This window comes from Candidatus Tisiphia endosymbiont of Hybos culiciformis (assembly GCF_964030975.1).
GTDB lineage: Bacteria > Pseudomonadota > Alphaproteobacteria > Rickettsiales > Rickettsiaceae > Tisiphia.
The window spans coordinates 1,503,429-1,524,623 of sequence record NZ_CAXIQH010000001.1 but is presented as its reverse complement, the minus strand read 5'-3'; the positions used below and the strand labels follow the sequence as shown (position 1 = coordinate 1,524,623).

Below are 21,195 nucleotides of genomic sequence, written 5' to 3'. Positions count from 1 at the left end.
GTAATGGATAGTGTCAAAATACGATCAGAGCAAAAGGTTAGAGGAAGAGGAATTTAGAAGATTAACTGGAGTTAAGAAGGCAACCTTTAACCTGATGGTTAACATATTACAAGAATCGGAGAAGGTGCAGAAAATAAAGTCTGGTAAGCCTCACAAGTTGTGTGTGGAAGACAGACTTTTATTAACGCTTGAATATTTGCGTGAGTACCGAACTTATTTTCATATTGCAACTAGTTATGGAGTTCATGAGACAACAGCATTGCGTATCATAAGATGGGTTGAAAATGTTTTAGTAAAATCAAAAGACTTTGCTTTGCCAGGACGTAAAGCTCTTAGTAAAAGTGATATAGAGTATGAAGTTATTTTAGTTGATGTAGCCGAGTCTCCATGCGAACGCCCTAAAAAAAGTCAGGAAGAAAAAGAGAGTAAAGAACCGCAAGAATAAGCAAAGATATTATTATTCTGGTAAGAAAAAAAGACATACATTAAAAACACAAATTGTGGTAGATAAAAAAAGTAAGAAGATTATATGTACAAATTTTGCCAATGGTAAAAAGCATGATTTTAAGTTGTTTAAAGAATCAAAAATTTTGATTCACCCTGAAGTTAGTCTTCTAGGAGATTCAGGTTATCAAGGTATGAAGAAGCTTCACAGTAATAGTTTTTTGCCTAAAAAGAAAAGTAAGAAGAAACCTTTAACAAACGAAGATAAAAAGAATAATCAAAATATTGCGTCACAAAGGGTTACTTGCGAACATATTATTGGACGAATAAAACGTTTTAAGATTATTGCCGATCGTTACAGAAATAGAAGAAAAAGATTTGCTTTAAGAGTAAATTTAATAGCAGGAATTTGTAATTTTGAAACTTAATAAATATTTATGCAGGAAGTCTATTGAAGAAAGGCTTGATAATGGGCAAATAGATAGGCAACATATTAATAGTAGATATGTAGATAGTGATGCGTTGATTAGATTGGTTAATGATAAGAAATATTTAACAACATCAACAGCTACTAAAGAAGTGTGTGACTTATTTGCCACTCCTTATCAATCAGGTTGGGTAAATTTTATTATGCATGGGGAAATAAAAACTGATATTGATGTTACTTTTAAGGTTGATAAACCTTACCCAGTTAGTATACTGAAAATATATGCTAAGGCAAAGATTTTACCAAATTACAAGGGTAGCGTAAGTTAATTTGGTAAGGGGTCTAGATTCTGTGAACAAAATTTAAGAATAGTTATGAATAAAAAACAAAGAGACAAGATACTTAGTTGTTTGGATATAGCTAATTATTTTTTAGTTTTAGTAGATAGAAAAGCTGGCGATACCATAACCCAGCTAAAGCTACAAAAACTAATATATTTTGCCCAAGGAATAAGTCTTGCTTTATTTGATAGACCGCTTTTTACAGAAGAGATTGAAGCATGGAAACATGGACCAGTGACACGAGCTTTACGTTTAACATTTGGTAATTTTGAAGCTGATGGCATTCCTTCGCCTGGAGAAATAGATTTTGATATTTATAGTAAAAATCAGAAAGAATTAATTTATAAAGTCTATTCTTTTTATGGTGAGCATACAGCTGCGTATTTACGTAATTTAACACATACACATTCTATTTGGTGTGAAGCTATTATACGCCAAAATAAAATTATTACGAAAGAAGAAATGTGTAAGTTCTTTAAAACTGATGTAATAAAGGATATTAAAGATTATCTTTTATCAATTTCAAAAGAAGATATTGTTCAAATAGAAAATGCTGAAGATCAATGGTGGATGAATTATGACAGTGGAGTTCCTGCAGAAGATATTACAGAACAGCTTTTAAAAGCAAAAAAAGAATTACAAGAAAAAAGGGGGGAAATTGAGAGTTATCTGCTTGTCTAATGAAGCACTTGAGCAAAGACGATTCTGGCAGTGTACAAATCCTAAAATAGACAAACGAATTCAGAAATTGCTAGATAATATTCTCCTAACACCATATGACGGGATAGGAAAGCCTGAGCCTTTAAAACATAAATTAAGCGGTTTTTGGTCTAGAAGAATAGATCATGAGCATAGATTGATATATTCTTTTAATGATGAAACGCAAATTATCCAGATAGAGAGCTGTAAAGGGCATTATTAGGTTCTTATATCATAATTTAAAGATATAAGAACCTAGAAATAATAGGTTAGAAGATTAACAGAATGCCATTACATAGTCTCCCCGTCAAAAGTGCAAAAAATTCAAAAATTAGCACCTTAGCAAAAAATTTTTGTATAAAATTTTAGAGTTTAATTGTTCTGATGTAATTTTTTGATATAAAAAGATGATTTTTAGAAAATTTTTGCATGACGTTTTGTTAACGATTTTGTAATCGTTTGATTAATTTTCTTTATTTGCTAATTTTTATGTAGAAAAATTTGTTTTGAGCAGGTGATTAGCAATACACCGTAAGTTCAATCCTACAGCGGAAATTAACGGATTTATTATATCTCCTATTACTCCTTTTAAGTAATTTCTGCCAACTCTACCATAATGCTTAAGGTGTCCTATTATCGGCTCTATAGCACTTCTTCTCTTGATCATTGCCTTATCATCTGAGGATAGCTTCTTCTTGCAATATGGGCTATACACCTTGTCTTTTTCTTTAAAATTATTCCCCTTATAGCCTAAATCAACAAATGTCCTGGCTATTCCCACTCCTGTTAATTTCTTTACAACCTCTACAGTCTGCGATAATGTATGACCATCATATGGATTGCCATGAAATGATTTGTATACTTGCAGCAAAACTGCATAACTCTATTAAATTTTTTTGGTAGTATGAATTTATTTTATAAATTTGGGTTCCTACTATGCAAATATCACCGATTAGTAAAAAAACTGGTTGAAAAACTATCAGTTATACTATAACATTTCAATTATTAAACGTAATGAATGAATCAAAATGAAAAAGCCAAAAGTAGCGACCTTAAGTGCTGAGGAACGAGAAGAACTAATACAACATATTAAGGCAAGTTCATTAACAGGAGATGATCAGCAAGCGGTGATAGAACTTGTGAAATTTTGTAACGAACTAATAGACAAGCTAGCATCATCAAACATCAGTATAAATAAGCTTAAGGAGATGATGATTGGTTTTAAGGCAGATAACAAAAAAAAGATAGTTCAGATTCATTAAAAGAACCACCGAGTGAATCTGATAATAAGAATGGTGGTAATGAAGAAGAGTACGATGAGTCCAAGAAGAGAGATCGCAGTAATTGGCAAGGTAAATATGGATTTGATGATTATCAGGATGCGAATACCAGCTATTTATCTCCTGAGAATTTTTGTAGTGGTGATAGCTGTCCTCACTGTGATAATGGTAAACTCTATAATAGTGAAGCTAGAAAATTGCTACAATTTACAGGTAATGCTCCAATTACAGTCAACAGATATGTAAAGAAAACGTTACGCTGTAATGCTTGCGATTATACAGTTATGAACAATAAGAATATCAACAAATGGACAAATAGTAGCAAAAGTGCAATAGTGTTACAAAAGACCTACGGTACTCCCTTCTATCGTTTATCTAGGTTGCAAAGTTTAAGCGGGGTTCCTGTATCATATAGCACTCTGTGGCAACAATATTTAGATGTTTGGCAAGAAGATGGTGGAGCTGAAATTTACAGGGTATTATTAGAAATGGCTGCCGAATGTAGTTCACTGAACCTTGATGATACTAGAGCCAGGATTTTAGAAATTACTGTAGCCAATAAAAAATTACGAGCTCAAAATAAGAAAGGACGCAGTTGTTATACCACTACTATATGTGCTAAGACTGCCAATAATGAGGTGATAGTTTTATATTTTACCGGTAATAAGCATGGCGGGGAAAATATTGGTAACGTACTAAAGAATCGTAAGAATAGGACTGATTCTATTCATTTAATGACTGATGCAAGTAACAATAATAACCCGGTATTATCAGAAGCAGATAAAGAATTACTGGCAATAATAGTGATGATCAATTGTTTGTCACATGGGCAGAGAAAATTTACAGAGAATGAACCATATTACCCTGAAGAATGCGGATATTTTCTCAAACAGACTGGTGGGATTTACCATAATGAACATCAATGTAAAGAGATGAGCCTTGAGGAAAAGCTGAAGTACCATCAGGAACATAGCAGTAAATATATAGAAAACATATATAACAAAATAGACGAATTATTTAACGACAAGAAAGTTGAGCCTAATAGTAGGTTTGGGCAAGCTATGAAATATTGGTTAAATAATAAAGAAGGTTTGACGCAATTTTTGAAAATTCCAGTTAGCAGTCTTGATAATAATTGGGCTGAGAGGTCACTACGTACCATTATTTTACAAAGGAAGAATTCATTATTCTTTAAAACAATCAATAGTGCTGAGATACATAGTGGTCTGTATAGTATAGTAAAGACTTGTAGTGAGAACGAGATCAATGCCTTTAAATATTTAAATTGGCTGCAAGAGCAGAGCAGCAAAGCAAAGAAGCATCCTACGAATTATACGCCTTTTGCCTATGCAAGATATATAAATAATACGGAATTAATCAAGACAGCAGCTTAAATGACAGGAAGCCAATCATTGGAGAGTTTGGCAGAACTAGGATCACCATTATGAATAAGAATGTGTAAGGTTCTATAGCAAATTTGATAAGATGAATTATCAGATGGGGAAAGTTTGTATACTTGCAGCAAAACTGCATAACTCTATTAAATTTTTTTGGTAGTATGAATTTATTTTATAAATTTGGGTTCCTACTATGCAAATATCACCGATTAGTAAAAAAACTGGTTGAAAAACTATCAGTTATACTATAACATTTCAATTATTAAACGTAATGAATGAATCAAAATGAAAAAGCCAAAAGTAGCGACCTTAAGTGCTGAGGAACGAGAAGAACTAATACAACATATTAAGGCAAGTTCATTAACAGGAGATGATCAGCAAGCGGTGATAGAACTTGTGAAATTTTGTAACGAACTAATAGACAAGCTAGCATCATCAAACATCAGTATAAATAAGCTTAAGGAGATGATGATTGGTTTTAAGGCAGATAACAAAAAAAAGATAGTTCAGATTCATTAAAAGAACCACCGAGTGAATCTGATAATAAGAATGGTGGTAATGAAGAAGAGTACGATGAGTCCAAGAAGAGAGATCGCAGTAATTGGCAAGGTAAATATGGATTTGATGATTATCAGGATGCGAATACCAGCTATTTATCTCCTGAGAATTTTTGTAGTGGTGATAGCTGTCCTCACTGTGATAATGGTAAACTCTATAATAGTGAAGCTAGAAAATTGCTACAATTTACAGGTAATGCTCCAATTACAGTCAACAGATATGTAAAGAAAACGTTACGCTGTAATGCTTGCGATTATACAGTTATGAACAATAAAAATATCAACAAATGGACAAATAGTAGCAAAAGTGCAATAGTGTTACAAAAGACCTACGGTACTCCCTTCTATCGTTTATCTAGGTTGCAAAGTTTAAGCGGGGTTCCTGTATCCCATAGCTCGTTGTGGCAACAATATTTAGATGTTTGGCAAGAAGGTGGTGGAGCTGAAATTTACAGGGTATTATTGGAAATGGCTGCCGAATGTAGTTCACTGAACCTTGATGATACTAGAGCCAGGATTTTAGAAATTACTGTAGCCAATAAAAAATTACGTACTCAAAATAAGAAAGGACGCAGCTGTTATACCACTACTATATGTGCTAAAACTACAAATAATGAGGTGATAGTTTTATATTTTACCGGTAATAAGCATGGCGGGGAAAATATTGGTAACGTACTAAAGAATCGTAAGAATAGGACTGATTCTATTCATTTAATGACTGATGCAAGTAACAATAATAACCCGGTATTATCAGAAGCAGATAAAGAATTACTGGCAATAATAGTGATGATCAATTGTTTGTCACATGGGCAGAGAAAATTTACAGAGAATGAACCATATTACCCTGAAGAATGCGGATATTTTCTCAAACAGACTGGTGGGATTTACCATAATGAACATCAATGTAAAGAGATGAGCCTTGAGGAAAAGCTGAAGTACCATCAGGAACATAGCAGTAAATATATAGAAAACATATATAACAAAATAGACGAATTATTTAACGACAAGAAAGTTGAGCCTAATAGTAGGTTTGGGCAAGCTATGAAATATTGGTTAAATAATAAAGAAGGTTTGACGCAATTTTTGAAAATTCCAGTTAGCAGTCTTGATAATAATTGGGCTGAGAGGTCACTACGTACCATTATTTTACAAAGGAAGAATTCATTATTCTTTAAAACAATCAATAGTGCTGAGATACATAGTGGTCTGTATAGTATAGTAAAGACTTGTAGTGAGAACGAGATCAATGCCTTTAAATATTTAAATTGGCTGCAAGAGCAGAGCAGCAAAGCAAAGAAGCATCCTACGAATTATACGCCTTTTGCCTATGCAAGATATATAAATAATACGGAATTAATCGAGACGGCAGCTTAAATGACAGGAAGCCAATCATTAGAGAGTTTGGCAGAACTAGGATCACCATTATGAATAAGAATGTGTAAGGTTCTATAACAAATCTGATAAGATGAATTATCAGATGGGGAAAGTTTTGCCGTAAATTTACCTTTGGATAGGCGTTTAGAGCATAACCAAAAGCCTTGACCATCAAAGGACAAAATTTTAATGGCAGTTCTGTTTTTATTATAGAATAAAAACAAGGAACCATTAAGAGGGTTGGAAGAAAGTTTTTGTCTGCAAACAGCTATTAAACCATCGATACCCTTACGAAAGTCGATGGCAATAGTGGCAACAAAAATAACTGACTGAGGGGTTAGTTGCAGCATAGAAATGTCTGAATTATGATTTTTGGATCCAATGTTTGGATAATAAGCTTGGTACCATTTGGTTTAATAATGTGGCAAGTGTAGTAATTTTGTTTGGGAGTAGCCACAGGATCAGTATCTATAGAATTTACTAGTTGAAATGGAAGGAAATTAATATCTTGTTGCAGTTTTGCTGCAAGTATACGTTGAATTGAACTAATTATTGTTTTATTAATATTGAGATGTTTGGCTATATCTTTGCAAGAATAGTGATGGAGTAGCTGGCGAACTAATTCCTTTAGATGGTTTGGTATGGGTATACTTGCAGCAAAACTGCATAACTCTATTAAATTTTTTTGGTAGTATGAATTTATTTTATAAATTTGGGTTCCTACTATGCAAATATCACCGATTAGTAAAAAAACTGGTTGAAAAACTATCAGTTATACTATAACATTTCAATTATTAAACGTAATGAATGAATCAAAATGAAAAAGCCAAAAGTAGCGACCTTAAGTGCTGAGGAACGAGAAGAACTAATACAACATATTAAGGCAAGTTCATTAACAGGAGATGATCAGCAAGCGGTGATAGAACTTGTGAAATTTTGTAACGAACTAATAGACAAGCTAGCATCATCAAACATCAGTATAAATAAGCTTAAGGAGATGATGATTGGTTTTAAGGCAGATAACAAAAAAAAGATAGTTCAGATTCATTAAAAGAACCACCGAGTGAATCTGATAATAAGAATGGTGGTAATGAAGAAGAGTACGATGAGTCCAAGAAGAGAGATCGCAGTAATTGGCAAGGTAAATATGGATTTGATGATTATCAGGATGCGAATACCAGCTATTTATCTCCTGAGAATTTTTGTAGTGGTGATAGCTGTCCTCACTGTGATAATGGTAAACTCTATAATAGTGAAGCTAGAAAATTGCTACAATTTACAGGTAATGCTCCAATTACAGTCAACAGATATGTAAAGAAAACGTTACGCTGTAATGCTTGCGATTATACAGTTATGAACAATAAGAATATCAACAAATGGACAAATAGTAGCAAAAGTGCAATAGTGTTACAAAAGACCTACGGTACTCCCTTCTATCGTTTATCTAGGTTGCAAAGTTTAAGCGGGGTTCCTGTATCATATAGCTCGTTGTGGCAACAATATTTAGATGTTTGGCAAGAAGGTGGTGGAGCTGAAATTTACAGGGTATTATTGGAAATGGCTGCCGAATGTAGCTCACTGAATCTTGATGATACTAGAGCTAGAATTTTAGAAATTACTGTAGCCAATAAAAAATTACGTACTCAAAATAAGAAAGGACGCAGCTGTTATACCACTACTATATGTGCTAAGACTGCCAATAATGAGGTGATAGTTTTATATTTTACCGGTAATAAGCATGGCGGGGAAAATATTGGTAACGTACTAAAGAATCGTAAGAATAGGACTGATTCTATTCATTTAATGACTGATGCAAGTAACAATAATAACCCGGTATTATCAGAAGCAGATAAAGAATTACTGGCAATAATAGTGATGATCAATTGTTTGTCACATGGGCAGAGAAAATTTACAGAGAATGAACCATATTACCCTGAAGAATGCGGATATTTTCTCAAACAGACTGCTGGGATTTACCATAATGAACATCAATGTAAAGAGATGAGCCTTGAGGAGAAGCTGAAGTACCATCAGGAACATAGCAGTAAATATATAGAAAATATATATAACAAAATAGATGAATTATTTAACGACAAGAAAGTTGAGCCTAATAGTAGGTTTGGGCAAGCTATGAAATATTGGTTAAATAATAAAGAAGGTTTGACGCAATTTTTGAAAATTCCAGTTAGCAGTCTTGATAATAATTGGGCTGAGAGGTCACTACGTACCATTATTTTACAAAGGAAGAATTCATTATTCTTTAAAACAATCAATAGTGCTGAGATACATAGTGGTCTGTATAGTATAGTAAAGACTTGTAGTGAGAATGAAATCAATGCATTTAAATATTTAAATTGGCTGCAAGAGCAGAGCAACAAAGCAAAGAAGCATCCTACGAATTATACGCCTTTTGCCTATGCAAGATATATAAATAATACGGAATTAATCGAGACGGCAGCTTAAATGACAGGAAGCCAATCATTAGAGAGTTTGGCAGAACTAGGATCACCATTATGAATAAGAATGTGTAAGGTTCTATAACAAATCTGATAAGATGAATTATCAGATGGGGAAAGTTTTGCCGTAAATTTACCTTTGGATAGGCGTTTAGAGCATAACCAAAAGCCTTGACCATCAAAGGACAAAATTTTAATGGCAGTTCTGTTTTTATTATAGAATAAAAACAAGGAACCATTAAGAGGGTTGGAAGAAAGTTTTTGTCTGCAAACAGCTATTAAACCATCGATACCCTTACGAAAGTCGATGGCAATAGTGGCAACAAAAATAACTGACTGAGGGGTTAGTTGCAGCATAGAAATGTCTGAATTATGATTTTTGGATCCAATGTTTGGATAATAAGCTTGGTACCATTTGGTTTAATAATGTGGCAAGTGTAGTAATTTTGTTTGGGAGTAGCCACAGGATCAGTATCTATAGAATTTACTAGTTGAAATGGAAGGAAATTAATATCTTGTTGCAGTTTTGCTGCAAGTATACGTTGAATTGAACTAATTATTGTTTTATTAATATTGAGATGTTTGGCTATATCTTTGCAAGAATAGTGATGGAGTAGCTGGCGAACTAATTCCTTTAGATGGTTTGGTATGGGATCAAACTTGTTAGTTTTAGTTTGACGCCAGGCTTTAAATTGCTGAGCTACTTGCTCAATAGTAATTGATGGTATTTGCATAGTAGGAACCCAAATTTATAAAATAAATTTTATACTAACAAAAAAATTAGATAGAGTTATGCAGTTTTGCTGCAAGTATACGGTTTGGTATGGGATCAAACTTGTTAGTTTTAGTTTGACGCCAGGCTTTAAATTGCTGAGCTACTTGCTCAATAGTAATTGATGGTATTTGCATAGTAGGAACCCAAATTTATAAAATAAATTTTATACTAACAAAAAAATTAGATAGAGTTATGCAGTTTTGCTGCAAGTATACACTATATCTGCAGGTCAAGAGCAATTGGATTCAATGCACGAATATAAAAAAAACAGAAGATTTTATCAGCCTTACGGTTCAAGAAATTAGACGTTTTGTAAAGTTGATTTTTTCAAGCTTATTTACGACAACAAAGGAAGCATTCTTAAGCCTATCCTTATGGCGAAGACGACACCAAGCCAGAGCAAAAGATTGTCACTTTAAAGATAAAGAAAGAACCCGTGTACTGTATGCACAAAGTTTACGACTGTAGTACTAGATTCCCGCCTTCGCGGGAATGACAACTTACAATCGTTATGTTCTTTATCACCTAATCCTATGAGCATAACTATAAAGAAAGAACCCGTGCACTGTATGCACAAAGTTTACGACTGTAGCACTAGCTCATACCCTACATTTTTTATTCTATCGTAAAAATAGCAAAAAATTATAAGGATATTATGCTACACAAGCGTCATTGCGAGGAGTGTGTAAGCACGACGAAGCAATCCACTTCTGGTCTTTTGGATTGCTTCGTCGCCTAAAGTGGCTCCTCGCAATGACAGTTAGAGATCGGTTTTTTTTCCTTAAATTGGTATATTATGTCGAATTACACTTTCACTACAAAATAAAAAATGTAGGGTACTTATGGGGCTAGCTGGTAGAGCGACGAAATAATCCGATTAACAATCCTCCGGCTATAATCATAATAGATATCCAAATAAGACTCATCATCGGTTTGTAATATATTTTTGCATGAATTACATCATCATCAATTTTACTTAATACCGCGTAAAGATCATAAGTTAAATAAGAATATATATTACTTTCTTGAGATAGTTGTTTTTCTATTATATATAATCTATTTTCAGGCTTTAATATAGTGATATTATTTTGTTGATCCTGAATCCAAAATTCAGCAATTTGCCGATAATAATTTTGGGCTGTGGATACTCTAATATCTTTTAAGGTAACTTCAAACCCACCTGCTGTTACCTTGTCTCCAACTTTTCCTATAAAATCTACTTCGCTTTGTAATAATGAATTAAGAGTAATAGTTAAAACAAGTAAGCCAAAGCCTAAATGCCCTAAGATCATAGCAATATTGGCTTTTAGTTTGGTTCTAAAAAAATTGCTTTTTGCTAATACATAATAACAATTTTGTATTATTAGAAAAAGAGAAAATGTCACAGCACATGCTGAAATAAAACCATACTGAATTTGGTATGAGCTAATAAAAGTTATTGCAAAAGAACTAGCTAAAATTAGTAGCTGTTTTCTTCTTATATAGTTAACCAGACTAGTATTTAACCATAGTAAACTGACGTCATTGCGAGGAGGCATAAGCCGACGAAGCAATCCATTTTTGATTGCTTTTATGGATTGCTTTGTCGCTACTACAGTAGCTCCTCGCAATGACGACTGTGAATTAGCTATATTATCTGTTTGAGTAATGCCAGCTAGTAGAACTGTTGGAATAATAAAGATTGTGAAATTATTGATAAAAAATCTTTCACTAATAGTAATAGATTCTTGGTATAATAAAGAATAAACTACAGGATAAATGGTGGCAGATAGTAATACTACTAGGGCTGTTAAGAAAAATATACTTCCCCAAATAATAAGTTTGTGCTTAAATTTGTGCTTGTCTAATCCTGTTGAATCAGATTTAGTGATATTCTGTCCTTTTACTAGCAGTAAAACTAAGCTTGATATAGCAAGGATAGCAAATATTGCCAGCATGTAGATTGCCCGCTCAGGTGATGAGGCAAAAGAGTGAATTGAGGTAAGTACACTTGAGCGTACCAAGAACGTACTAAATACTACCAGTAAAAAAGTGATGATTGATAAGGTTATGATCCAGTTCTTCATTCGTCCAGATTTGATCATTACCAAGATTGAGTGATGTAGAACAATAGCCGACAGCCATGGTAGTAGGGAAATGTTTTCTACTGGATCAAAAAACCAAAAACCACCCCAGCCGAGTTCTCTATAAGCCCACCATGAGCCTAGGGCTATACCTAAGGTTGAAAATAACATGCCTAAATTGGTAAATACTTTAATGGCTCTAAGATTAGCAAAGTCTAAGTTAGAGGTGAGCAACATAACACAAGCCGATGTAAAAGGTACTACATAACAGACATAGCCTAAATATAATATAGGTGGATGTATTATTAGGGCAATATCTTGAAGCATGGGGTTTAAGCCAAGACCCTGAGCAGGGCGGAAGGATAGGCTATCAAATGGGTTAGAGGTAAAATAAATGAAACTACCGAACAAGATTTGTATTAGTGCTAGTACAATTATGTGATAGACTTGAGTTGGACGGCTGTTAAATAGTGCAATATAAATAACCCCTATAGTCTGCAATAAACATAGCCATAATAGGATAGACCCCTCATGACTCGCCCAACTAGCAGCAATCTTAAATCCCAGAGGCTTTAATGTACTAGAATTAAAAAAAACATTCTGTATAGAAAAATCCGATATAACAAATCCACATACTAGTAGCAAAAAAGATAATAATGTTGACACCCAGCTAAAGTAAAAAAATAAAGTACCCGCCTGGTATGTAGCACTAATAACTGCTAGTATACTGAATAGCATTGCCAATATTTGTAGATAATTGCCAAAGCTACTGATCACTTTCAAATTCTTCATTTGGTAGAACAGTAACTTTTATACTATCAAGCCTATTGCCTATCTTCTTGTTAATAGTAATACTTAAATTAAATATTTTGATAGATTCTCCTTGATTAGGAATACGCTCAAGTTCATAGATAATCAAACCAGCTATGGTATTTGCGTTATAATCAGGTAAATTCCAATTTAGCTCTCTATTTACATCTCTTATAGTTGCAGATCCATCAATAATAAACTCAATTTCAGATTTTTTTATGATTGTGTTAATAGGATAATCATGTTCATCAATAATAGGACCAACAATCTCTTCTAAAATATCTTCTAAAGTAATAATACCTTGTAAATCACCATATTCGTCAACAACACAGGCAAAATGGTTTTTTCTCTCTCTAAAAGCATGAAGTTGATGAGTTACCAAAGCATTATCAGGTATAAACCAAGGCTGACTTATCAATTCTTCGATATTAACTTTTTTTACATCGTTATTTTTTTCATAAAGAGCTCGGAGTAGATCTCTTATGTGAAGTACACCAATTATATTGTCCTGAGTATCTTTCCATAATGGTATTCTTGTATGAGGGCTTGATAATAATGCTTTCCTTACTATTTCTTCTTTAGGCAAATCTATATTAATGGCTATGACATTACTTCTGTGTATCATAATTTCAGATACTGTCATTTTCCTAATATCTAATATACCACCTAACATATCACGGTCAGACTTATAAACATTACCTTCTTGATGATAATGCTCAATAACTCCTCTAACTTCTTCTGCTCCTGAGATATTTTGTTGTAGATTAATACGAAAAATAAAACAAAACCCCTTAACTATCAGTTCAAAAACATAATTAATTGGTCTCAAAAAACTTAGAAGAAACATAATAGCCGGAGAAGTGAATAATGCTAACTGCTCTGCTTTTGCTACAGCAATAGCTTTCGGTATTATTTCACCGAAAACAATTATTAAGAATGCCATAACTGCAGAAGCTGTAACAGTACCATTATCGCCTAGCCAATCGATAAACATGCTGGTAGCAATCGTAGTGCAAACAGTATTAAATAAGGTATTACCAATTAGTAATGTGCCAATTACTTTTTCTTTGTTCTTTAGAACTTGTAATACAATCGTGGCACGCTTAATACCTGCCGCCTTAAATTTTTGTATTTTCCCAGGGGAAGATGCGGTTATAGCCGTTTCAGTAGCTGAGAGCAGTGCGGAACATCCTATCATTAGAACAATAATGATTATCAAGAAAATAGTCATTGATCCTTGTATAAATTATTTAGTATAAAGCTGATTATATTGCTAACTGTAAAATTCCCCTAATACTTTTTTGTTTGAAACACTTCGGAGCCTATAGCTAACCCATCAATTAGATAGCCTCTATGTCATTGCGAGGAGCTACTTTGGCGACGAAGCAATCCATAAAAGTGATTAGAATGGATTGCTTCGTCGACCTACGGTCTTCTCGCAATGACGTTGACCACATACGACTTTTAAAGCTCATTATCTAAAACCGCTTCCTCTTCTAACTTTCGACAGCTGTGGCACTCGAATCCTCACGTACATTAGAATACGCTGCGGTTCGAGACGAAGTGTCTCCTTCATACCCTTGCACACAAGCGAGTTTCGAAGGAGGTCTATTATTTTTAATGTTCTACAACTTGCCTCAAATACAAAATATCTTTTTCTAATATGAACATATATGTTAAGTCTATATAGTGTACCCAAATGTCAAACCAAAAAAAATAAGTTAATCCGTTTTTAACTATATAAAAATTAACTATTTTTTATTATAAATAAAATACAGATAATATAAAATTTCAACAGAGTTAATCTATTTTTATTGGCTGATAAATATCAGCAGGTCTCTTATAGTTAAGAGATTGATGTCGCCTCTCATTATTATACCATCTAATAAATTCATTCAATATTTTTTCTAAATCAGAAATATTTTCAGGTTTATAATAGTATATCGCCTCCTGTTTTATTGTCCTCCATAACCTTTCAATATGTATATTATCAAAGCACCTACCTTTATGATCCATACTGATTTGAATATTATGCTCAATCAATAATTTTACAAAATCACCGCTGGTAAATTGAGACCCCTGGTCACTATTAAATATCTCTGGTTTACCTGTTTGCAACGCTTTTTCTAATATAAATACATAAAATTCTCCTTCTAAACTATGACTTAATCCATATGCTACAACATAACGGCTGTATAAATCAATTATGGCAATGAAATACATAAATCTATCTGGTAATTTTATGTACGTGATATCAGTAGTCCAAACTTGATTAATTCTTACAATATCTGCTCCCTCCAGTAAATATGGGTAGCTCTTATGTTCTTTATTTCCTATCGTTGTTATACATTTCTTTTGTGGATATAACCCTTGAAAGCTAAGTTCTTTCATCAGTCTTTGTACTTTCTTTTTATTAGTATTAAATCCAGTATCTATAAGCTCCGCATATACTTTTCTAAAACCATAACGACAATCAGATTTGCTATAAATCTCAGTTATTATATTCGCGAGTTCACTATCATCATTAAGTACAGGTTGATAGTAAAATTTCGATCTATGAACCTCTAATAACCTTGCGGCGTGCCTAATTGATATATTATCATGAACATCTAACATACTGACGCGACTATCATAATTTATAGTTTTAATTTTTTTTTAAGAAAATTATTTTCAACTGTAATTTCCCCTATAATCTTGTGTAAGCCATTGATTTCTTGCTCTAATATTTTCAACTGCTTATTTCTTTCTGATTCAGGCAGAAAGGCGTCTTTAGCAGAGGCAAGTAATTTCGCTTTCCACTCATGTAAATTACTTTGAGGTACCTTATATTCACTACTAACCTCAACAATAGTTTTTTTATCACTGATTAATTCTATTGCCAACTTAGCCTTAAATTCTGCAGCATATTGTTTCTTAACGCTCACTTTTTTCTCCTTTCAATTTACTTGCTTTTTAACAAATTTACTCGGATTAATCTATTTTTTTTGGTCCTATTTTATGGGGTCATTATATCTTTTTTTAATTTTTTCTGAGTTGAGTTAGAATTTTCTCCAGGTTGGGTTAAAATATTTTGATAGCTAGACTGGATATTAGTGTGATTAAAGTGATAAGAATTATTATTAGCTTTACGAAAACTTGTAAATTTCTTAAGAAGTTTGATACATAAAATATTACGGCATTTTATATTATATTTGACCGTAGTAATTAAAGTATGATAAATGAACCCACTTTTTTGTAATTCTGTTAGACATTGTTTAACCCTACTTTGACTAACTCCTAGCTCTTGTTGGAAGAAATGATAGCCTTCTTGTAACTCTTGTGAGTCTTGTGTATTATTATAACGATTAGTTTTCATGCAAGAAACTATCAAAGATAGAAGTTGACGAGAAGTCTTACTTAATTGTTTACCACAATTATTGGTAAGGTTTCGCCACTCAGGCGGGATGAAATTACCGACTAAATTATAAAAGATAATATCATGATTTTCAACTATAGGGTTGGAAAAAGTTAATGATTCTGTCATATTTTTCCCCCTTGTAACAGGGTTAAAAATAGATTTTTTTGTAGGTCAAAATTGGGGAATTCTGTTTGAGAAGTGACATATGAATTACATATGAAATTTTTAGTAAAATTAGAAAACGCTGGAAGGGTGATAAGTAATGGTCGGGGCAGAGAGATTCGAACTCCCGACCCTCTGCTCCCAAAGCAGATGCGCTACCAGACTGCGCTATGCCCCGAACAAATTAGATAAAAATTAAAATAAGCACTAGGAGACTGTCGGAAATGACTAGTACTTAAGTATTAGTAGATTGATGTTGTCTAAATATATAGACTATAATATAACTCAAATCAATTTTTTTGTTTTAAAAATTCATCATATTTATAAAATGTCTTCATTACACGCATCAATATTAACCATATTTCCAGAGATGTTTCCTGGTTCTTTGCAATATTCCCTTGCAGGGCAAGCCTTAAAAAAAGGTATTTGGTCTTATGATGTGGTTAATATAAAAGATTTTGGGTTAACTAGGCATAAAAATGTTGACGATGAAGCTTATGGTGGTGGTAGCGGACTGATAATGCGTCCAGATGTGCTTGGTAGTTGTCTAGATGATGTGCTGTCTACAAACCCTAATACTCCCGTATATTACCCATCACCAAGAGGAAAGTTATTTAACCAGGCTATTGCTCATGAAATTATACAAGAAAAACAAATAATAATTTTATGTGGTCGATTTGAAGGGATTGACGAACGTATAATTGAAGAGTATAATATCAAAGAAATTAGTATAGGGGATTATATTTTATCTGGTGGCGAAGTGGCAGCCCTTACTATTCTTGATTGTTTGATTAGATTACTTCCGAATGTATTAGCAAATCAAGATACATTGCAATCAGAGTCTTTTGAGAGAAATGGTGAGTTTGCTGGGTTGCTTGAATGTCCTTTGTATACAAGACCGGTGAAATGGAAAGGCAGAGAAGTTCCGAATGTTTTGTTGTCTGGTAATCATCAGTTAATTAGAGATTGGAAAAGTAATCAGTCTATGGAGATTACCAAAAGACGTAGACCAGATTTATTAAATTTTATAGGAGATTAAAGCGATGAATATTATTGAACAATTTGAACAACAGCAAATTGTAAAACTAACGGAAAATAAAAAGATTCCTGATTTTAAGGCAGGAGATACTGTAAAGGTTACTGTAAAGATAATTGACCGGACAGTTGAGAAAGATGGCAAGGAAAAATTGTTAGAGAGGCTGCAAGCATATGAAGGTGTGGTAATTGCCAGAAGAAATAGTGGGGTTGCATCTTCTTGTTTAGTTCGTAAGGTCAGTCATGGTGAAGGCGTAGAAAGACGATTTATGATTTTCTCACCGATGGTACATTCGATTGAAGTTGTAAAATATGGTGTAGTACGTCGTGCTAAACTCTATTACCTAAGAAATCTAAGCGGTAAAGCAGCTAGAATTAAAGAAAAACTGCAAGTAAATACTAAGAAAACCAGTAAGAAGAAGGTGGTTGCTTAAAGGTCATTGGCGGATACAGCTATTGAATAATGTGACGTCATTGCAAGGAGCCGCTTTAGTGGCGACGAAGCAATCCATTTCTGGTCACTTTTTTGGATTGCTTCGTCGACCTACGGTCTTCCTCGTAATGACGTTGACCACATACGACTTTTAAAGTATACTATCTAAAACCGCTTCCTCTTCTAACTTTCGACAGCACTGCTAGATACCTGCCTTCGCAGGTATGATATTAAACTTAAGCAGGGACGACACAAAACAGGATTGCTTCGTCGGTTTATGGCTCCTTGCAATGACGAAAATTTACTATGGCTAAAATCTTTTCTGGGTAGCTATAGGCAGCGAAATTTCAACCAATAAACCACCTAAAGTTTTACTATCCTGCAAAGATATTGTACCACCATGATCAATAATTATTTCTTTAGTAATAGCAAGACCAAGCCCAACATTCCCTGAATTATTAAGTGAACGTGATTTATCTGAACGATAAAATGCTTTAAATACTAATAATTTCTCTTCATCCTTTATACCAATTCCATTATCTTCAATCTGTATTATTACATTAGTAGAGGTAGAACATATAGTAATTTTTGTTTTTGTAGAATATTTTATCGCGTTATTTATTATGTTAGATATTGCACGTTCAAAGGTGGTAGGCTTAATTTGTACTTCTACTAGCTCTGTTGCAATCAGCTCAATATTGGCAATAGACCATTTATTTATGATATTTGATATCCAAGAAGATAACTCGATTATTTGAGTTTCTTCTCCATTTTCCCCTCTAGCAAAGTCAAGATATGATTTTATCATTTGTTGCATAGCCACTATATCTTCCCTAAGACCTTCTGTTTCCTCAGATTCTTTCATTAACTCTAATTGTAACTTCATTCTAGTTAAAGGAGTACATAAATCATGCGAAATCATAGCAAGCATTCTAGTTCTTTTGCTAATTTGTTTTTCAATTCGTTCTTTCATTTTAAGAAAAGCAAAGCCAGCCTTTTTTATTTCTTTTGCACCAGAAGGTTTAAATGTTTGCAATTTTGTAATTCCTTGCCCGAATTGATCAGCAGCATCTGCAAGAATTAAGATGGATTTAATTTGGTTTTTAGAGAAGATTAAGGAAACAGAAAGTAGTAAAATAGTTAAGAAAATTAACCATAAGACAAAAATATAGGCAGTTGGATTCATCAATAATTTTGCTGGAAAAGTTATTTTTATTAAACCATCGGTTAATTGAAATAGTACTTCAATTCTTCCTGTATCATTAAGCTTTACTATATTATTTTTATTAATTTTTACGTTAATGATATTTTTAAAAATTTCTAATTCTTCACTAATTCTAGGTTGTTTACGTGGCAAGGTTAATTCTGGATAAAACTGATACGATAAATTTAAATAATTTGTCGCTATGTTATTCTTTTCTAATAGATTATTCTCTTCTTTTTCAAGAAGGGAAATAATCTCATTAGCAATAATATTGCTAGTATAATAAGAAACATTATACCAGTGACGATCATAGAATAAAAACACTGCTAGAATTTGTCCTATTAATGTTGGAACAATGATAATGAGTACAAATCTAGCTAGTAAGGTTTGTGGTATAAATTTATGTATAGATAGCATATCCGCTATTCCGAATGGTTTTTAGATATTTTGGTTCTTTAGGATCATCTTCAATCTTACTTCTTATTCTGACAATCTGTACATCGATAGAACGTGGGCTAAGACCGCCCATTATTTTTGATAACTCATCACGTTTCATTTCTTGCCCAATGTTTGTTAATAACACTTCTAGCAATTTTTGCTCTGTAGAGCTTAATGGTACAAGTTGATTGTTTTTTATAAATTCCTTTGACTCGAAATTATAATAATTATCGCCTAATCGTTTGATTTTATCTTGTTTTTTATAATTATTGTAGCTATTTAATAGATTATTGATTCTTAGTAATAATTCTTTTGGTTCGAAAGGTTTAGTTAGATAATCTGATGCCCCGGCTTCTAAGCCCTTGATACGATCATTGGGTTCTGACAGGGCAGTTAGCATAACAATTGGCACAAGGTCTTTAGTAGCTCTTATAGTTTTGGCAAAATCAAGTCCTGTAACATTTGGCAACATGACGTCTAAAATAATTAAGTCATAAATAGAGGATTTTAATAATTCCTCGGCTCCTTCGACAGAATGCGTTGTTGATACTAAAAAGCCGTTTTTATATAAAAACTGTTTTAAAAGTTTTTGTATTCTAGTATCATCATCAACTACAAGAATATGGGGTTTCGAGCTTTGCATAAATAAATTCTCGGTGATAAAAATTACTATAGTTTAATAATGAAATATTGACAATGACAATAATACAAGAAAATATACTGCCTGAAAAGCCGTTTAAAAATCTTAATCATCTATCAGGTTATATTTGGATTAATGGTAGATTTATTGCTTGGCAGGAAGCTAAGATACACGCCCTTACTCATGGTTTACATTATTCTGGTGGAGTTTTTGAAGGAGAGAAAGCATATGATGGTAAAATTTTTAAATTAGAAGAGCATACGCAACGCTTGATAGAGTCAGCAAGAACTTTAAGTATAGAGGTGCCATATAGTTTTGAAGACATTATAAAAGCTCATCAGCTACTTATAACAAAGAATAATATTAAAGATGCGTATATTCGTCCATTAATTTGGTTTGGTAGTGAATCTCTTAATCTGACTAATACAAATTTATCGGTTAATTTATTAATCGCTGCTGTTCCATCAACTCTTAGACCTTCTGGTGATTTAAGGGTGCATATTGCCCGTTGGCGAAAATGTCATCCAAACTCACTGCCACCACAATGTAAATCATCAGGACATTATAATATGATGATAGTATGTCAGAAAGAAGCTAAGTCTTTGGGGTATGATGATGCAATTTTATTAGATTGGCGGGGGTATGTTGCTGAATGCACTACAGCAAATATCTTCTTTGTTAAAGATGAGCAATTATTCACTCCGATAGCTGATAGTTCTTTAAATGGTATAACACGTCAAACGATTATAAAACTTGCTAATGATTTAAATATCAAGGTTACAGAAGAGTACATAACTCCAAATAGGGTAGGGGAGTTTAGTGAATGTTTTATGACAGGTACAGTTGCTGAAGTTAAGGGGATTAAATCGATTAACCTTGGTGAGCAAAATATTATCTTTGAAGATAGTAAAATTACTAATTTGTTAAAAAAAGAATATAAAGACTTAGTGTACAAATAAATAGTGATATAATAACGAGTTATAGATAAATACGTCATTGCGAGGAGGTATGAGCCGACGAAGCAATCCATTTTGGGTTACCTTTATGGATTGCTTCGTTGCTACTAAAGTAGCTCCTCGCAATGACGCTGGATAAAAGTACTTCTGTCATTGCGAGACCACATAGTGGTCGTGGCAATCCATGCTCTTGGATTGCTTCGTCGACCTACGGTCTTCTCGCAATGACGTCTGGGGCTTATGCACTCCTCGCAATGACAGAGTAATGTTAGCCGGGTTAGCTAATATAATGAGAATGATATAAATT

The 21,195-nt window shown here is 33.2% G+C and carries 29 protein-coding genes, 1 tRNA gene and 1 pseudogene; 16 read left to right on the top strand and 15 right to left on the bottom strand.

All coding sequences use genetic code 11. The features are described 5' to 3' along the window. Positions 1–10: 10 nt before the first annotated feature. From ACQH2P_RS08280 to ACQH2P_RS08265, 4 genes are all read left to right on the top strand, one after another. Positions 11–872, top strand: a protein-coding gene (locus ACQH2P_RS08280) for an IS5 family transposase (protein ID WP_425363764.1) whose coding sequence is annotated in 2 segments (ribosomal slippage) — positions 11–408 and positions 407–872 — 864 coding nt in all. Because the reading frame shifts where the segments join, the coding sequence is not laid out codon by codon here. Beyond that, positions 862–1,200 (top strand): hypothetical protein, encoded by a 339-nt coding sequence (locus tag ACQH2P_RS08275; protein ID WP_425363763.1) that lies wholly within the window; start codon positions 862–864, stop codon positions 1,198–1,200. Before ACQH2P_RS08280 ends, ACQH2P_RS08275 begins: the two co-directional genes overlap by 11 nt. Positions 1,201–1,245: 45 nt before the next feature. Continuing rightward, positions 1,246–1,893, top strand: a complete 648-nt coding sequence (locus ACQH2P_RS08270) for a Panacea domain-containing protein (protein WP_425363413.1) — start codon at positions 1,246–1,248, stop codon at positions 1,891–1,893. Continuing rightward, the gene (locus ACQH2P_RS08265) at positions 1,886–2,134 is read left to right on the top strand and encodes a Txe/YoeB family addiction module toxin (RefSeq protein WP_425363414.1); all 249 of its coding nucleotides are present in this window, start codon (positions 1,886–1,888) and stop codon (positions 2,132–2,134) included. The genes ACQH2P_RS08270 and ACQH2P_RS08265 overlap by 8 nt, the downstream gene beginning before the upstream one ends. Before the next feature lie 306 nt (positions 2,135–2,440). On the opposite strand, the pseudogene ACQH2P_RS08260 reads toward ACQH2P_RS08265, so the two are convergent. Then, a pseudogene (locus ACQH2P_RS08260) lies at positions 2,441–2,575 on the bottom strand (IS5/IS1182 family transposase); the annotation flags it as partial. A 364-nt stretch (positions 2,576–2,939) separates the two neighbouring features. Between ACQH2P_RS08260 and ACQH2P_RS08255 the strand changes: the two are divergent. The 3 genes from ACQH2P_RS08255 to ACQH2P_RS08245 are packed head-to-tail and all read left to right on the top strand — an operon-like array spanning position 2,940 to position 4,585. Further along, positions 2,940–3,173 carry a hypothetical protein gene (locus ACQH2P_RS08255; protein WP_425362589.1) on the top strand — a complete coding sequence of 78 codons (234 nt, stop codon included), beginning with the start codon at positions 2,940–2,942 and terminating at the stop codon, positions 3,171–3,173. Between the two features lie 30 nt (positions 3,174–3,203). Then, positions 3,204–3,437 (top strand): hypothetical protein, encoded by a 234-nt coding sequence (locus ACQH2P_RS08250; protein ID WP_425362621.1) that lies wholly within the window; start codon positions 3,204–3,206, stop codon positions 3,435–3,437. A gap of 38 nt (positions 3,438–3,475) precedes the next feature. Further along, the gene (locus tag ACQH2P_RS08245) at positions 3,476–4,585 is read left to right on the top strand and encodes an IS66 family transposase (RefSeq protein ID WP_425363103.1); all 1,110 of its coding nucleotides are present in this window, start codon (positions 3,476–3,478) and stop codon (positions 4,583–4,585) included. Here ACQH2P_RS08245 and ACQH2P_RS08240 read toward each other — a convergent pair. Next, positions 4,582–4,716, bottom strand: a complete 135-nt coding sequence (locus ACQH2P_RS08240) for a hypothetical protein (protein ID WP_425363104.1) — start codon at positions 4,714–4,716, stop codon at positions 4,582–4,584. The genes ACQH2P_RS08245 and ACQH2P_RS08240 overlap by 4 nt on opposite strands. Before the next feature lie 157 nt (positions 4,717–4,873). Between ACQH2P_RS08240 and ACQH2P_RS08235 the strand changes: the two genes are divergently transcribed. Genes ACQH2P_RS08235 through ACQH2P_RS08225 form a run of 3 tightly spaced genes read left to right on the top strand, consistent with a single transcriptional unit; the run spans position 4,874 to position 6,519 of the window. Continuing rightward, positions 4,874–5,107 carry a hypothetical protein gene (locus tag ACQH2P_RS08235; RefSeq protein ID WP_425362589.1) on the top strand — a complete coding sequence of 78 codons (234 nt, stop codon included), beginning with the start codon at positions 4,874–4,876 and terminating at the stop codon, positions 5,105–5,107. Positions 5,108–5,137: 30 nt separating this feature from the next. Further along, on the top strand, positions 5,138–5,371 hold the full coding sequence (locus ACQH2P_RS08230) for a hypothetical protein (protein WP_425362621.1): 234 nt from the start codon (positions 5,138–5,140) through the stop codon (positions 5,369–5,371). Positions 5,372–5,409: 38 nt separating this feature from the next. After that, positions 5,410–6,519, top strand: coding sequence for an IS66 family transposase (locus ACQH2P_RS08225; protein WP_425362670.1), 1,110 nt, complete (start codon positions 5,410–5,412; stop codon positions 6,517–6,519). Here ACQH2P_RS08225 and tnpB (ACQH2P_RS08220) read toward each other — a convergent pair. After that, complete coding sequence (tnpB, locus tag ACQH2P_RS08220) at positions 6,516–6,869, bottom strand: IS66 family insertion sequence element accessory protein TnpB (RefSeq protein WP_425362591.1); 354 nt, start codon at positions 6,867–6,869, stop codon at positions 6,516–6,518. The two genes, ACQH2P_RS08225 and tnpB (ACQH2P_RS08220), sit on opposite strands and share 4 nt — an antisense overlap. Before the next feature lie 467 nt (positions 6,870–7,336). Here tnpB (ACQH2P_RS08220) and ACQH2P_RS08215 point away from each other — a divergent pair, with 467 nt between their 5' ends. The 3 genes from ACQH2P_RS08215 to ACQH2P_RS08205 are packed head-to-tail and all read left to right on the top strand — an operon-like array spanning position 7,337 to position 8,982. Further along, the gene (locus ACQH2P_RS08215) at positions 7,337–7,570 is read left to right on the top strand and encodes a hypothetical protein (RefSeq protein WP_425362589.1); all 234 of its coding nucleotides are present in this window, start codon (positions 7,337–7,339) and stop codon (positions 7,568–7,570) included. A 30-nt stretch (positions 7,571–7,600) separates the two neighbouring features. After that, positions 7,601–7,834, top strand: a complete 234-nt coding sequence (locus tag ACQH2P_RS08210; RefSeq protein WP_425362621.1) for a hypothetical protein — start codon at positions 7,601–7,603, stop codon at positions 7,832–7,834. 38 nt (positions 7,835–7,872) lie between these two features. Next, positions 7,873–8,982, top strand: coding sequence for an IS66 family transposase (locus tag ACQH2P_RS08205; RefSeq protein WP_425362755.1), 1,110 nt, complete (start codon positions 7,873–7,875; stop codon positions 8,980–8,982). Here ACQH2P_RS08205 and tnpB (ACQH2P_RS08200) read toward each other — a convergent pair. From tnpB (ACQH2P_RS08200) to ACQH2P_RS08155, 10 genes are all read right to left on the bottom strand, one after another. Next, positions 8,979–9,332 (bottom strand): IS66 family insertion sequence element accessory protein TnpB, encoded by a 354-nt coding sequence (tnpB, locus tag ACQH2P_RS08200; RefSeq protein ID WP_425362591.1) that lies wholly within the window; start codon positions 9,330–9,332, stop codon positions 8,979–8,981. The genes ACQH2P_RS08205 and tnpB (ACQH2P_RS08200) overlap by 4 nt on opposite strands. Then, positions 9,320–9,709, bottom strand: coding sequence for a hypothetical protein (locus ACQH2P_RS08195; protein WP_425362660.1), 390 nt, complete (start codon positions 9,707–9,709; stop codon positions 9,320–9,322). The genes tnpB (ACQH2P_RS08200) and ACQH2P_RS08195 overlap by 13 nt, the downstream gene beginning before the upstream one ends. A gap of 46 nt (positions 9,710–9,755) precedes the next feature. Then, entirely contained in the window at positions 9,756–9,884 is a 129-nt protein-coding gene (locus tag ACQH2P_RS08190) for a hypothetical protein (RefSeq protein WP_425363762.1), read from the bottom strand. A 281-nt stretch (positions 9,885–10,165) separates the two neighbouring features. Then, positions 10,166–10,291, bottom strand: coding sequence for a hypothetical protein (locus tag ACQH2P_RS08185; RefSeq protein WP_425363761.1), 126 nt, complete (start codon positions 10,289–10,291; stop codon positions 10,166–10,168). 307 nt (positions 10,292–10,598) lie between these two features. After that, the gene (locus ACQH2P_RS08180; RefSeq protein ID WP_425364139.1) at positions 10,599–12,479 is read right to left on the bottom strand and encodes a heme lyase CcmF/NrfE family subunit; all 1,881 of its coding nucleotides are present in this window, start codon (positions 12,477–12,479) and stop codon (positions 10,599–10,601) included. A gap of 100 nt (positions 12,480–12,579) precedes the next feature. Further along, complete coding sequence (locus ACQH2P_RS08175; protein WP_425363760.1) at positions 12,580–13,854, bottom strand: HlyC/CorC family transporter; 1,275 nt, start codon at positions 13,852–13,854, stop codon at positions 12,580–12,582. Between the two features lie 109 nt (positions 13,855–13,963). After that, positions 13,964–14,098 (bottom strand): hypothetical protein, encoded by a 135-nt coding sequence (locus tag ACQH2P_RS08170; protein WP_425363759.1) that lies wholly within the window; start codon positions 14,096–14,098, stop codon positions 13,964–13,966. Between the two features lie 325 nt (positions 14,099–14,423). After that, a protein-coding gene (locus ACQH2P_RS08165; protein WP_425363758.1) for an IS3 family transposase occupies positions 14,424–15,547 on the bottom strand; the annotation gives its coding sequence in 2 pieces (ribosomal slippage) (positions 14,424–15,268 and positions 15,268–15,547; 1,125 coding nt in all). Between the two features lie 71 nt (positions 15,548–15,618). Continuing rightward, positions 15,619–16,146, bottom strand: a complete 528-nt coding sequence (locus ACQH2P_RS08160) for a hypothetical protein (RefSeq protein WP_425363757.1) — start codon at positions 16,144–16,146, stop codon at positions 15,619–15,621. Between the two features lie 137 nt (positions 16,147–16,283). Then, positions 16,284–16,360 (bottom strand) — tRNA-Pro (locus tag ACQH2P_RS08155). A gap of 150 nt (positions 16,361–16,510) precedes the next feature. On the opposite strand from ACQH2P_RS08155, the gene trmD reads away from it, so the two are divergent. Both trmD and rplS read left to right on the top strand, forming a co-directional pair. After that, positions 16,511–17,221, top strand: coding sequence for a tRNA (guanosine(37)-N1)-methyltransferase TrmD (gene trmD / locus ACQH2P_RS08150; RefSeq protein ID WP_425364138.1), 711 nt, complete (start codon positions 16,511–16,513; stop codon positions 17,219–17,221). 4 nt (positions 17,222–17,225) lie between these two features. Then, a complete protein-coding gene (rplS, locus tag ACQH2P_RS08145) occupies positions 17,226–17,651 on the top strand; it encodes a 50S ribosomal protein L19 (protein WP_425363756.1) in 426 nt (141 codons plus the stop codon). A gap of 309 nt (positions 17,652–17,960) precedes the next feature. On the opposite strand, the gene ACQH2P_RS08140 is transcribed toward rplS, so the two are convergent. Continuing rightward, complete coding sequence (locus ACQH2P_RS08140) at positions 17,961–19,271, bottom strand: sensor histidine kinase (RefSeq protein WP_425363755.1); 1,311 nt, start codon at positions 19,269–19,271, stop codon at positions 17,961–17,963. After that, the gene (locus tag ACQH2P_RS08135; protein WP_425363754.1) at positions 19,255–19,935 is read right to left on the bottom strand and encodes a response regulator transcription factor; all 681 of its coding nucleotides are present in this window, start codon (positions 19,933–19,935) and stop codon (positions 19,255–19,257) included. Before ACQH2P_RS08135 ends, ACQH2P_RS08140 begins: the two co-directional genes overlap by 17 nt. A gap of 53 nt (positions 19,936–19,988) precedes the next feature. Between ACQH2P_RS08135 and ACQH2P_RS08130 the strand changes: the two genes are divergently transcribed. Continuing rightward, positions 19,989–20,891, top strand: coding sequence for a branched-chain amino acid transaminase (locus ACQH2P_RS08130; RefSeq protein ID WP_425363753.1), 903 nt, complete (start codon positions 19,989–19,991; stop codon positions 20,889–20,891). Positions 20,892–21,195 lie beyond the last annotated feature (304 nt).